Source organism: Streptomyces sp. MMG1533 (assembly GCF_001279775.1).
Lineage (GTDB): Bacteria > Actinomycetota > Actinomycetes > Streptomycetales > Streptomycetaceae > Streptomyces.
Genome location: NZ_LGDG01000242.1, coordinates 26633 through 39295, shown reverse-complemented (window position 1 = coordinate 39295; position 12663 = coordinate 26633). Strand labels below are relative to the sequence as shown.

General features: G+C 70.6%; 12 protein-coding genes. 7 read left to right on the top strand and 5 right to left on the bottom strand.

Annotated elements, in window-relative coordinates:
* The first annotated feature begins 159 nt into the window (after positions 1–159).
* Positions 160–831 carry an endonuclease NucS gene (gene nucS / locus ADK57_RS32610; protein ID WP_053753246.1) on the top strand — a complete coding sequence of 224 codons (672 nt, stop codon included), beginning with the start codon at positions 160–162 and terminating at the stop codon, positions 829–831.
* 78 nt (positions 832–909) lie between these two features.
* Here the strand turns inward: nucS and ADK57_RS32605 are convergent, their stop codons facing one another.
* From ADK57_RS32605 to ADK57_RS32590, 4 genes are all read right to left on the bottom strand, one after another.
* Positions 910–3516, bottom strand: coding sequence for an ATP-binding protein (locus ADK57_RS32605; RefSeq protein WP_053753245.1), 2607 nt, complete (start codon positions 3514–3516; stop codon positions 910–912).
* 255 nt (positions 3517–3771) lie between these two features.
* Positions 3772–4095 carry an STAS domain-containing protein gene (locus ADK57_RS32600; RefSeq protein WP_053753244.1) on the bottom strand — a complete coding sequence of 108 codons (324 nt, stop codon included), beginning with the start codon at positions 4093–4095 and terminating at the stop codon, positions 3772–3774.
* A gap of 164 nt (positions 4096–4259) precedes the next feature.
* A complete protein-coding gene (locus tag ADK57_RS32595; protein ID WP_053753243.1) occupies positions 4260–5108 on the bottom strand; it encodes a 3-hydroxyacyl-CoA dehydrogenase family protein in 849 nt (282 codons plus the stop codon).
* A gap of 151 nt (positions 5109–5259) precedes the next feature.
* A complete protein-coding gene (locus tag ADK57_RS32590) occupies positions 5260–5898 on the bottom strand; it encodes a TetR/AcrR family transcriptional regulator (RefSeq protein WP_053753242.1) in 639 nt (212 codons plus the stop codon).
* A gap of 80 nt (positions 5899–5978) precedes the next feature.
* On the opposite strand from ADK57_RS32590, the gene ADK57_RS32585 reads away from it, so the two are divergent.
* Genes ADK57_RS32585 through ADK57_RS32575 form a run of 3 tightly spaced genes read left to right on the top strand, consistent with a single transcriptional unit; the run spans position 5979 to position 8108 of the window.
* Positions 5979–6761: an ABC transporter ATP-binding protein gene (locus ADK57_RS32585; protein WP_053753241.1), complete on the top strand. Its 783-nt coding sequence runs from the start codon at positions 5979–5981 to the stop codon at positions 6759–6761.
* A gap of 11 nt (positions 6762–6772) precedes the next feature.
* Positions 6773–7522 (top strand): ABC transporter permease, encoded by a 750-nt coding sequence (locus tag ADK57_RS32580; RefSeq protein WP_053753240.1) that lies wholly within the window; start codon positions 6773–6775, stop codon positions 7520–7522.
* Between the two features lie 13 nt (positions 7523–7535).
* The gene (locus tag ADK57_RS32575; RefSeq protein ID WP_053753239.1) at positions 7536–8108 is read left to right on the top strand and encodes a cob(I)yrinic acid a,c-diamide adenosyltransferase; all 573 of its coding nucleotides are present in this window, start codon (positions 7536–7538) and stop codon (positions 8106–8108) included.
* Here the strand turns inward: ADK57_RS32575 and ADK57_RS32570 are convergent.
* Positions 8025–8645, bottom strand: a complete 621-nt coding sequence (locus tag ADK57_RS32570; RefSeq protein ID WP_053753238.1) for a hypothetical protein — start codon at positions 8643–8645, stop codon at positions 8025–8027. The genes ADK57_RS32575 and ADK57_RS32570 overlap by 84 nt on opposite strands.
* Positions 8646–8797: 152 nt before the next feature.
* Here ADK57_RS32570 and ADK57_RS32565 point away from each other — a divergent pair, with 152 nt between their 5' ends.
* The 3 genes from ADK57_RS32565 (at position 8798) to ADK57_RS32555 (ending at position 12660) form a co-directional block, all read left to right on the top strand.
* Entirely contained in the window at positions 8798–9955 is a 1158-nt protein-coding gene (locus ADK57_RS32565) for a sensor histidine kinase (RefSeq protein ID WP_053753237.1), read from the top strand.
* The gene (locus ADK57_RS32560) at positions 9952–10602 is read left to right on the top strand and encodes a response regulator (protein ID WP_053753236.1); all 651 of its coding nucleotides are present in this window, start codon (positions 9952–9954) and stop codon (positions 10600–10602) included. The genes ADK57_RS32565 and ADK57_RS32560 overlap by 4 nt, the downstream gene beginning before the upstream one ends.
* 228 nt (positions 10603–10830) lie before the next feature.
* Entirely contained in the window at positions 10831–12660 is a 1830-nt protein-coding gene (locus tag ADK57_RS32555; protein WP_053753235.1) for a glycoside hydrolase family 18 chitinase, read from the top strand.
* Positions 12661–12663 lie beyond the last annotated feature (3 nt).

Below are 12663 nucleotides of genomic sequence, written 5' to 3'. Positions count from 1 at the left end.
CGTACATGCGGAGACCTCATTAGGCACACAATCGGCCACAACCGAACAGGCATGTTCCACAACAAGAGGGACGGGCCGCAGGCCCTCGGTTGAGGGCGGTGGTGGGCGACGGGAGGGCGAATCGCGTGTACCTGTGCCCGTCGAGTAGCGTTGCCGACCATGCGTCTCGTCATCGCCCGGTGCTCCGTCGACTACGCCGGCCGGCTCACCGCCCACCTCCCCTCCGCCCCCCGTCTCATCCTGGTGAAGGCGGACGGCAGCGTCTCCATCCACGCGGACGACCGGGCCTACAAGCCCCTGAACTGGATGTCGCCGCCCTGCACGCTGAAGGAGGGTTCCGGCGAGGAGGAAGGCGTCTGGACCGTCATCAACAAGGCGGGCGAGAAGCTCATCATCACGATGGAGGAAGTTCTCCACGACTCCTCGCACGAACTGGGCGTGGATCCCGGCCTGATCAAGGACGGCGTGGAAGCGCACCTCCAGGAGCTCCTCGCCGACCGCATCGAGACCCTCGGCGAGGGCTACACGCTCATCCGCCGCGAGTACATGACGGCCATCGGCCCGGTCGACATCCTGTGCCGGGACGCGGACGGCAGGACCGTCGCGGTGGAGATCAAGCGACGCGGTGAGATCGACGGAGTCGAGCAACTCACCCGCTACCTCGAGCTGTTGAACCGCGATCCCCATCTCGCCCCGGTCCGCGGCGTCTTCGCCGCCCAGGAGATCAAGCCGCAGGCCCGCGTCCTCGCCACGGACCGCGGCATCGGCTGCACGGTCCTCGACTACAACGCCCTGCGGGGGATCGAGGACGACAAGCTGCGGCTGTTCTGACGGTCACACTCCCACGACGTGAAGGGCCCGGTCCGTTTCCTCGGACCGGGCCCTTGTGCGCTGTGCCTGTACGGGACGTCAGATCACCGGATCCGCGCTGCTCGTGCCTGCCTCGCTGCTCTGCGGGGCACCGGCGGAGCTGCTGGACTCCACCGGTGAGGATGCCGGGCCACTGGCCGAGTCGGAGGTCGACGGGGTGGTCGTGGGGTCATCCGTCGGCGTGGTCGTCCCGGTCCCGGTGGGCGTCGGCGTCGGTGTCGGTGTCGGCGTCGGAGACGTCGAAGTGCTCGGCGGCTTCGACGGCGACGTCGGCGGCTTGGACGAGGACGGCGGCTTCGTCGACGGCTTGGTGGGCGACGTCGACGAACCGCTGCTCGCCCCCTGCGTCCCGCTCGGCTCGTCGGACGGCTCGGCCGCGTCCGTGGGCGTCGGGTCGTCGGAGGTGCCGTACGTGCCGTCAGGGCCCGGATCGGTCGGCCGGCTGGTGGCCGAGCCGGTGTCGCCGGAGCCGTCGTCCTTCGGCACGTCCGCGCCCAGGCTGCCGTCGTTCAGGTCCTGGCTGGCCGACGGGTTGACGCCGACCTGGTCGGACGGATTCTTGGCGTCGTTCTCGGAGGTCGCGCCGAGCGTCACCACCGTGCCGAGTACGGCCACGAGCAGCGCGCCCGCGCCGGCCGCCACGAGGTTGCGCCGGGCAAGGCCCCTGAGGCCGCCCCGCGCCTTGTGAGACGCCGGGGACGGCCCGGAGGACCCGGGCGCGGAGGACGACGCGGACGCAGCCTGGTAGGTGACCAGCGTGGAGCTGTCCGCGGGCCGCTGAAGCTGCGGGAACGCCGCGGGGACGCCGCCGGGAGGCGACTGCGACTCCTCGTACCGGGCGTCCGGCACCTCCTCCCCCGCCATCGCGGCGAGGCCGGGCACGGTGCCCGAGCGGTCGGCCACCAGGGCGAGGGCGCGGCGCCCGGCGACGGTGCCGCGCTTGTCGGCGAGCGCCGCGCGCAGGCCGATGGAGGCCTCCAGCTCGGCACGGGCCCGGTCGAGCTGTCCGCCGCAGAGCGCGAGGATGCCCAACTCGTGCTGGAAGTAGGCTTGTTCCGACACGTCCCCGGCGAGCCGGGAGGCCTCCGCGCCGGAGCGCAGCGCCCGCTCCCAGGCGCCCCAGTGCCCGCCCGCGGCGAACGCCGGAGCCGCCGTGCGGGCCAGCTGCACGGTGGCGCTCTCCTCGTCCTCGGCGGGCGGTGTCGTGCCCGGCACGAGCAGCCCGAGGGCGGCGAGCACGGCATCGGCCTCGACGCACACCCGCTCGGGGGTGACGGAGGGGTGGCCGGCCCACCAGGCGTAATGCTGGGCGGCGGTGCGGGCGGCGGCCTCGATGTCGTCGCCGTAGCCGGCGGCTTCCAGCTGGGTCTGCACGCCGGCGGCGAGGCGGTAACGGGAGCCGACCGGGGAGACCAGGCCGCAGGAGGCCAGCTCACCGAGGGCGGCGTCCGCGTGGGTGTCGCCGACGAGGGCGGGCAGGTGCGCCTGATGCGGCACCTCTCCGCCGAGCGCGACGGCGAACCGCAGGGTGGCGCGGGCCGACTCGCTGAGGCGTGCGGCGAGCAGCGGGGCGGGTGCGGCGGCCTCGCCGAGCGCGGGCAACGGCGGGGTCTCGGCGTCGTCCGTGTCGAGGGACGGATCCACGGAGGTGTCGAAGGGCGCGTCGAAAGGTGCGTCAAAGGGTGCGTCGACCGGCGTGGCGTCCGCGAAGACACCGAACTCGTCGACGGCACCGGCTTCGGCCCGCTGGCGCTCGCGCTGCCTCAGCAGCGCCCCGGCCTGGACGAACCGCAACGGAAGGCCCTCGGATTCGAACCAGAGGTCCCCGGCCCAGTTCGCCTCTTCCTCCGTGAGGACGCGGCCGACGGCACGCTCCAGGAGCTCCACGCCGTCGGCCCGCTCCAGGCCGGCGAGGAAGACCTCTTCGAGCGCGGAGTCGGCGGACGGGGCGGGCACGTCGGGCGTGGCCGCGATCAGGAAGGCGCACTCGGGCGTGGCGTCCAGCAGTTCGTCGAGGGCGGCGCCGCCGAACTCGACGTCGTCGAGGACGACGACCGCGCCGATCTCACGGACGTGGGAGAGCAGTTCGTCCCGGTCCGGGCGGTGCAGGGGCGCGTTGTGGACGGCGTAGAAGAGGTCGTGGAGCAGGTCGCTCGACGTGCGGTGGAAGCCGCTGAGGCGGACGACGCCGTCGGGGGCGAGGTCCGCGCAGTCCTCGGCGACGACGTCGAGGAGGCTGGTGCGGCCGGAGCCGGCCGGGCCGGTGAGGCGTACGGAGCGGCCGCGGGCGAGCAGCCGTACCAGCCGCTCACGCTCCTCCTGGCGGGCCAGGAGCGGCAGCTCGGGCTGCGTCGGTCCCGGCGGGACCGGCGGCTTGGCCGTGCGGGCGACCTCCGCGCGTTCGGCGGCGCCGAGCTTCTCGGGACGGCCGGGGCGCTCGCCCGGCGGGCAGGCCTCTATCTCGCTGCCGTCGACAGGGTTGACGGTGAGCAGGTAGTCGCCGACCACGAGTTGCACGGTCCGGGCGATTACGGGTGAATGTGGTGCGAAGTCCGATGTGAGGGGATCCCTCGGCGGACGCCGGCCGGACGCATGGGCGTCACCGTCGTGGCCGTACTCCTCGGGCTCCCGGTTGTTCGGGTCCATAGGTTCAAGCCCCCCAAAAGCGTCGTGTGCCAGCTCCGGCCCCTCCCGGCCTGTTGCACACCGCGCTGTCGCTTCTGGTCCGGGCCCGCTCGAGGGTTGTCTGTAGCGGGCGACCGAACCCTAAACCTTCGCACAGTATCTACGACAGCCCGGGGTCCCGCGCCGTCCGAGACGTCACAGTCTCATGAGGATTGCGCGCGTCGTGTGTTTCGCAACCGGAAACGCCCGGCCGCCTGCCCCCACCCGTACCGGGCGTCACACCCGGGGCAGTGACTCCACCCCGATGCCGCCCTCGATCGCCAGGATCCGGTGCAGCCTGGTGGCGACCAGCAGGCGCTGCATCTGCGGCGGTACGCCGCGCAGCACGAGCCGTCGGCCGCAGCGGCCGGCGCGCCGGTGGGCCCCCATGATCACCCCGAGGCCGGTGGCGTCCCAGGAGTCCAGCTCGGACAGGTCCAGCACGAGGTCGCCGACTCCGTCGTCGACGGCCGTGTGCAGGACCGTACGGGCGTCCGCCGCGCTGCGGACGTCGAGGCGGCCCCCGACGACCAGCTCGGCGTGGTCGCCCCTGATGTACATATGCGCTCCCCGTGCGTCGTCTGTGCTCCGCGGAAGTGAAAGGCCGGTGATGCAACTCCGGTGATGCAACCTCTGACGGTGTTGGGCGGTCAGAGGTTGCCGTCTGTAAGCGAACCGATACCGAATTCACCCAGGGGTGTGAAGCCCCAGGGGCCTGTGCGGTTTCAGTGCTTGTAGAAGCCCTGCCCGCTCTTGCGTCCGATGTCACCGGCGTCAACCATCCGGCGCATCAGCTCGGGCGGGGCGAACTTCTCGTCCTGGGACTCGGTGTAGATGTTGCCGGTGGCGTGCAGGAGGATGTCGACGCCGGTGAGGTCCGCCGTGGCGAGCGGCCCCATGGCGTGGCCGAAGCCCAGCTTGCAGGCGAGGTCGATGTCCTCGGCGGTGGCCACGCCCGACTCGTACAGCTTCGCCGCCTCGACGACGAGCGCCGAGATGAGACGGGTCGTCACGAAGCCGGCCACGTCACGGTTGACGACGATGCAGGTCTTGCCGACGGACTCGGCGAACTCCCGCGCGGTGGCGAGGGTTTCGTCGCTCGTCTTGTAGCCGCGTACGAGCTCGCACAACTGCATCATCGGGACCGGCGAGAAGAAGTGCGTGCCGACCACGCGCTCCGGGCGCTCCGTCACGGCCGCGATCTTGGTGATCGGGATGGCGGAGGTGTTGGAGGCGAGCACGGCGTCGTCCCGCACGATCTTGTCGAGGGCGCGGAAGATCTCGTGCTTGACTTCGAGCTTCTCGAAGACGGCCTCGACGACGATGTCGGCGTCCGCGACGGCATCCATGTCGGTGGTCGCGGTGATCCGGGCGAGGGCGGCGTCGGCATCGTGCGCCTCCAGCCTGCCCTTGCTCACGAACTTGTCGTACGAGGCCTTGATGCCGTCGGTGCCACGTTTGAGTGCCTCGTCGGTGACGTCACGCAGGACGACGTCCCAGCCCGCCTGCGCGGAGACCTGGGCGATACCGGAACCCATCAGGCCGGCGCCGATGACGGCAAGCTTCCGTGCCACTGTGCGACTCCCCTTTGATGACTGCACACGCGCGCTTACACGCTGTTTACGATTGCCTCTCCGGCGGACCTTAGCGAAGGTGAGGGGCCGTGTGACCGGTAAGTAATGCGCGTCACGTCTCATCTGACGGACATCACACCGGCACGGCTCACTACTGGCCTCGTACGGCGTAGTTGAGCACCTTCTCGCTCAACAGCTCCTCGATGTGGTCGAGAAGCACAAGCACCTCTCGTGACACTTCGTCCGGATTGCGCCCGGCGACCATCTCGCGGCCGATGACACCCATGACCGCCTGGTGGACCCAGTTGAGCTGACCGGCCATCAGGGTGGGGATCGGGTCGTCGGCCGCCGCGCCCGTCTCCTCGCGCAGGGCCACCTCCAGGTTCTCCTGGACCTGCTGCTGGATGCTCCAGAGCCGGGAGCGCAGCGGGGGCGCGTCGTGGATGACCCGCATGAACCGCTCGTAGCCCTCCATCAGGCCGACCCGGGGCGAGACCGCCTCGACCTCGTCGCGCAGCTCCCGCAGCACGGCCGCGGCCGCCGACTCACCCACGTCACGGGCGCGCACCCAGCGCGAGAGCCGGTCGACGACGCCCTTGCTGCGGTCGAGGAAGAGGTCCTCCTTGGTCGGGAAGTAGTTGTAGACGGTGTTCACGGAGACGTCGGCGGCCTCCGCCACCTCCGCGATGGTGACCGTGACGAAGCCGTGCTCCAGGAACAGCCCGGTGGCGATGTCCGAGATGCGCTGCCTGGTCTCGCGCTTCTTCCGTTCCCTGAGTCCCTCAACCATGTCCGAATCCTATCGCTTCTTGGACTCCCTGAAATTTTGGGGCTGTTGCAAAATTTAAGAGGCTCTGTTTTTCTGGGGCCATGGCAATCATCAGTACGGCCGGTCTGGCCCGTACCTTCCAGACGAAGCTCGGCCCGGTGGAGGCCGTGCGCGGCATCGACCTGACCGTCCGAGAAGGGGAGATCCTCGGCTTCCTGGGCCCGAACGGCGCCGGGAAGACCACGACCCTGCGCATGCTGACCACGTTGCTGCCCCCGACCGGCGGCGCCGCCACCGTCGCCGGCTGCGACCTGGCCGCCGACCCGGCCGGGGTACGGCGGGCCTGCGGCTATGTGGCGCAGTCGGGCGGGGTCGACCCGCAGATCGGCGTGCGGGAGGAGCTGGTCACCCAGGGCCGCCTGTACCGCCTGACGAAGGCGCAGGCGACCGAGCGTGCCGAGGAGTTGGCCCGCGACCTGGATCTCACCGGCCTCCTCGACCGCAAGGCGGGCGCGCTCTCCGGCGGGCAGCGCAGGCGCCTGGACATCGCGATGGCACTCACGCACCGCCCGAAGGTCCTCTTCCTCGACGAGCCGACGACCGGACTGGACCCGGGCAGCCGCGCCGACCTGTGGGACCTGGTCCGCCGCCTGCGCGACGACCACGGCACGACCGTCTTCCTCACGACCCACTACCTCGACGAGGCCGACGCCCTGTCCGACCGCCTGGTGATCGTCGACAAGGGCGTCGTGGTGGCGGAGGGCACGCCGAGCGCGCTGAAGCTGGAGTACGGCGGCTCGATCGACGCGAGCCTCCAGGACACCTTCCTCGCGATCACCGGCCGCAGCGCCACGCCGACCGACGCCGCCCCCGTAGCCGTATAGGAATCGAAGAGATGCTGCTCCACGACACGGCCCTCATCTACGGCCGCTACCTCCGTCAGTCCCTGCGCTCCCGCTTCGCACTGCTCTTCGGCGTGCTGATGCCGCTGCTGTATCTGGTGTTCTTCGGCCCGCTGCTGACCGGGCTGCCGCTCGGCGGGCAGGGCAGTTCCTGGCAGCTGCTGGTCCCCGGCCTGCTGCTCCAACTCGGCCTGTTCGGGGCGTCGTTCGCGGGTTTCTCGATCATCATCGAGAAGAGTCAGGGCGTGGTCGAGCGCATGCGGGTCACGCCCGTCAGCCGCCTGGCCCTGCTGCTGGGCCGCGTCCTGCGCGACGCCACGGTGTTCGTCTTCCAGGCGGTGCTGCTGGTGCTGGCCGCGGTGGCGATGGGGCTGCGCGCTCCCCTGCCCGGGATCCTGATCGGCTTCGCGTTCGTGGCGCTGCTCACGGTCTCGCTGGCCGCGCTGTCGTACGCGCTCGCCATGAAGGTCGCCACCCCGGGGGAGTTCGGCCCCACGATCAACGCCCTGACCATGCCGTCCATGCTCCTGTCCGGCCTGATGCTCCCCATGGCCCTGGGCCCGGCCTGGCTGGACGTCCTCTCGCACTTCATGCCGTTCCGCTATCTGGTGGACGCGGTGCGGGAGGCGTACATCGGCTCGTACACGTCGATGCCCATGCTGTACGGCGTCCTGGTGGCCGTCGGCCTCGCCGCGCTGTCCGTGACGGTGGGCACACGGGTCTTCCGGACGTCCGGGGCGTAATTACGCTGGCCTCATGGTCAATCTGACGCGCATCTACACGAAGACCGGCGACAAGGGCACCACCAACCTCGGTGACATGAGCCGGGTCGCCAAGACCGATCTGCGGATCTCGGCGTACGCCGACGCCAACGAGGCGAACGCGGTGATCGGCACGGCAATCGCGCTGGGCAACCTCCACGAGGAGATCGTCAAGGTCCTCATCCGCGTCCAGAACGACCTGTTCGACGTGGGTGCGGACCTGTCGACGCCGGTGGTGGAGAACCCGGAGTTCCCGCCCCTCAGGGTCGAGCAGTTCTACATCGACAAGCTGGAGGCGGACTGCGACCGCTTCAACGAGCAGCTGGAGAAGCTCCGCTCCTTCATTCTCCCGGGGGGAACCCCGGGCGCGGCCCTGCTCCACCAGGCCTGCACGGTGGTGCGCCGGGCCGAGCGGTCCACGTGGGCGGCGATGGAGGTGCACGGCGAGGTGATGAACCCGCTCACCGCGACCTACCTCAACCGCCTATCGGACCTGCTCTTCATCCTTGCCCGGGCGGCGAACAAGGACGTCGGGGACGTGCTCTGGGTCCCGGGCGGGGAGCGCTGACCCGGGCGGCCGCCTCCTCGGCCAGATCGTGTAGGAGAGGGCGATCAGGCCGTAGATGCCGACCGTGCGCAGCGCCACCCACTGGAAGCTGCGCAGCGAGCTGACGTCACCCGAGTCGCCGACGTACCAGACGGCGAGCTGGAGCAGGGCCAGGGCCACCGCACCCCCGTACACCGCCCGAAGCCACAGCTTGGCCTCGTGCCGGGCACGGGCGCGGCCGTAGCGCGGCGGCTTCGCCGGGGGCGGGGCGCCGGCCAGGCGGTGGGCGGCGTGACCGTCGAGCCACCGGATCGTGTAGTGGCCGTAGGCGACGGTGAAGCCGATGTAGAGCGCCGCCAGGCCGTGCTCCCAGCTCGGCTCGGCGCCGTTCTTCAGGTCGATCGCCGTCACGACGAACAGGACCAGTTCCAGTACGGGCTCGCACAGCAGCAGCACCACGCTCGTCCGGCGCCACTTCAGCAGGTAGCGGACGGCCAGGCCCAGCGCCAGCAGCACCCAGAAGCCGACCTCGCAGGCGATGATCAACGCGACGATCACGGTTCGCTCCTCTCGGTCACCCTTCCAGGCTCCCGGTGCGCTCCACGGGAATCGTCGTCGGCGTTGACGAGGTCGCGGTACATCGAAAGATGCAGTTCCGGACCCTTCCCGGGAATCAGGCGCCCGGCGTGCGGCCCGTGTTGGATGGAGTCATGGCCCTGCGACTGCCCCGCCCGCACCGCTTCGACGTGTGCGTCGCCGTCACCGGACTGCTCTGCGGTGTGCTGGTCTGGGCGCTCGGTCTGTACTCCAACCCCGGGCGGGTCCTCCCCGGAGCGTGGGTGCTGGCGCCGCTCGCCGTGATGTCGGTCCTGGAGCTGATGCGCCGGACCAGGCCCCAGCTTGCGGTCTGCATCGGGACCGTCATGGTGATCGCCGACCAGTTCACCCGCGGCAACATCGTCACGGTCACGATGTACACGGACCTGATGTACGCGGCCGCCCTGTACGGCAGCCCGTCCGCCGCCCGCCGTCTGCCCGTCACCACGGGCCTGGTCACCGTGGCCATGACCATCGGGTTCGTGGCCTGGTGGCGGGAGCCGGAGGCGCTGCTGATCGGGTTCGTGACCGGCGTGGTGTCCTTCGCCCCGGCCGCCACCGGCGCACTCGTCCGCTACCACCGCGACGCCGCCGAGGCGGCCCGGCTGCGTGCCGAACAGACCGCGCTGCTCGCCGAGGTGGACCGCTCCCAGGCGGTCGTCGCCGAGCGTGCCCGGATGGCCCGCGAGCTGCACGACCTGGTCGCGGGCCATCTCTCCGCGATCGCCATCCACTCCACGGCCGCGCTCTCCCTGGAGGACCCCGCCACCTCCCGGGAGGCCCTCGGCGTCATCCGCGAGAACAGCGTCGAGGGACTCGCCGAGATGCGGCGGCTCATCGGCATCCTGCGCGACAGCAGCGGCGACCTGGAACCGGCCGCGGCCCCGACCCTCGACGGCCTCGGCTCCCTCGTCGACGGCGCCCGCACCAACGGCCTCGACGTCATCCTCGACACCGAGTACGGCCCGCTGCCCACGCCGGTCGAGCTCGCCGCGTACCGCATCGTGCAGGAGTCCCTCACCAACGCCCTCAAGCACGCCCGCCCCGGCCGCGTCACCGTGGCGCTCGCCCAGCGGGACGGCTCGCTCACCGTCGCGGTCAGCAGCCCGTACGGCGACCGGGACGGGCCGCGCGCCCCCGGTTCGGGCGCCGGACTGGTCGGCATGCGGGAGCGGACGGCGCTGCTGGGCGGCACGTTCGAGGCCGGCCCCGAGGGCAGGTCCTGGACCGTACGCGCCACGCTTCCCCTCACCGAAGGAGATCCCGCATGAGCCGACCCGTCCGGGTCCTTGTCGCCGAGGACCAGTCGGCCGTCCGTGCCGGACTGGTCCTCATCCTGCGCAGCGCCCCCGACATCGAGGTGGTCGGCGAGGCGGCGGACGGCGAGCAGGCGGTGGCGCTGGCCCGCGAGCTGCGGCCCGACCTCGTGCTGATGGACATTCAGATGCCGCGCCTGGACGGGGTGTCGGCGACGGGGCAGGTCGTCGCCGAGGGCCTGGCGGACGTGCTCGTGCTCACCACCTTCGACCTCGACGAGTACGTGTTCGGGGCGCTGCGGGCGGGGGCCGCCGGGTTCCTGCTGAAGAACACGGAGGCGAAGGACCTCCTCGAAGCCGTCCGCACGGTGGCCCGAGGCGAGGGCCTGATCGCACCGGCCGTCACCCGGCGCCTGATCGCCGAGTTCGCGGCGAAGCCCGTACGGGAACCGGGCACCGATCCGGCGGTCCTCGACGCCCTCACCCGCCGCGAACGCGAGGTGCTGTCCTGTCTCGGCGAGGGTCTGTCCAACGCCGGCATCGCGACCCGCCTCGACATGGCCGAGGCGACGGTGAAGACGCACGTCAGCAGGCTGCTGGGGAAGCTGGAGCTGCGCAGCCGGGTCCAAGCGGCCGTACTGGCACTGGAGTTGGGGATCTGACCGACCAGTAGGCCTACTGGTCCAGACCTATTGACCGATGGTCCAGACCTTTCTATTCTCTCGGCACCGTGGGTGCGAAGGCTCAGTCGCGCCCCCAATTCCCCCGCCAAAGGCGCGCGACGGTGTCGAGAGTGCGAGCGCGCGGAGGCCCGAAGGGCTGAGCACGGTCGTGCTCTCGACACCGGCTGCAGCGCGCCGGAGGCGCAAAATGACAAGAGGAGGCGCAGCATGCGCTTCAGACTCAGACACAAAGCCGCGGCAGGGTTCGCCACCCTCCTGCTCCCCTTCGCCGGCCTGGTCGGCCTCGCGAGCCCGGCCCAGGCCGCGACGTCCGCCACCGCCACCTACACCAAGGCCTCCGACTGGGGCACCGGCTTCGAAGGCAAGTGGACGGTGAAGAACACCGGCACCACCTCCCTCAGCTCCTGGACGGTCGAGTGGGACTTCCCCTCCGGTACGTCCGTCACCTCCGCCTGGGACGCCGACGTCACATCCTCCGGAACCCACTGGACCGCCAAGAACAAGTCCTGGAACGGCACCCTCGCCCCGGGCTCCTCCGTCTCCTTCGGCTTCAACGGCACCGGCTCCGGCTCCCCCGCCAACTGCAAGCTCAACGGCGGCAGTTGTGACGGCACCACCGTCCCCGGCGACGCGGCTCCCTCCGCCCCCGGCACCCCCACCGCCTCCGACGTCACCAACACCTCGGTGAAACTGGCCTGGAGCGCGGCCACGGACGACAAGGGCATCAAGAACTACGACGTCCTGCGCGACGGTGCGAAGATCGCCACCGTGACGACGACCTCGTACACGAACACCGGCCTCACCGCCGGCACCGACTACTCCTACTCCGTCCAGGCCCGCGACACCGCCGACCAGACCGGTCCGGTCAGCGGCGCGGTCGCCGTGCGCACCACCGGCGGCACCACCGACCCGCCGCCCACCGGCGGCAAGGTCAAGCTCGGCTACTTCACCGAGTGGGGCGTCTACGGCCGCAACTACCACGTCAAGAACCTGGTGACCTCGGGCTCGGCCTCCAAGATCACGCACATCAACTACGCGTTCGGCAACGTCAAGGACGGCAAGTGCGTCGTGGACGACACCTACGCCGCCTATGACAAGGCCTACACCGCCGACCAGTCCGTCAGCGGCACCGCCGACACCTGGGACCAGCCGCTGCGCGGCAACTTCAACCAGCTCCGCCAGCTCAAGGCCAAGTACCCGCACATCAAGGTGCTGTACTCCTTCGGCGGCTGGACCTACTCGGGCGGCTTCGCCCAGGCCGCGGCCAACCCGGCCGCCTTCGCCGCCTCCTGCAAGGCCGTCGTCGAGGACCCGCGCTGGGCCGACGTGTTCGACGGCATCGACATCGACTGGGAGTACCCGAACGCCTGCGGGCTGACCTGCGACACCAGCGGGCCGGCAGCCTTCAAGAACCTGATGTCGGCGCTGCGTTCGTCATTCGGCTCCGACTACCTGGTCACCGCGGCCATCACCGCCGACGGCTCCACCGGCGGCAAGATCGACGCGGCCGACTACGGCGGCGCCTCGGCCTACGTCGACTGGTACAACGTGATGACGTACGACTACTTCGGCGCCTTCGACGCGGACGGCCCGACGGCCCCGCACTCCCCGCTCACCTCGTACTCCGGCATCCCGACCGCGGGCTTCAACTCCGCCGACGCGATCGCCAAGCTGAAGTCGAAGGGGGTCCCGTCCGCCAAGCTCCTGCTCGGCATCGGCTTCTACGGCCGTGGCTGGACCGGCGTCACCCAGTCCGCCCCCGGCGGCACGGCGACCGGCGCCGCCCCCGGCACCTACGAGGCCGGCATCGAGGACTACAAGGTGCTCAAGACGTCCTGCCCGGCCACCGGCACGATCGCGGGCACGGCGTACGCGTACTGCGGCACCAACTGGTGGTCCTACGACACTCCCTCGACGATCGCCGGGAAGATGACCTGGGCGAAGAACCAGGGCCTGGGCGGCGCGTTCTTCTGGGAGTTCAGCGGTGACACCGCGGGCGGCGAGCTGGTGAGCGCCATCAACAGCGGCCTGCAGTAGACC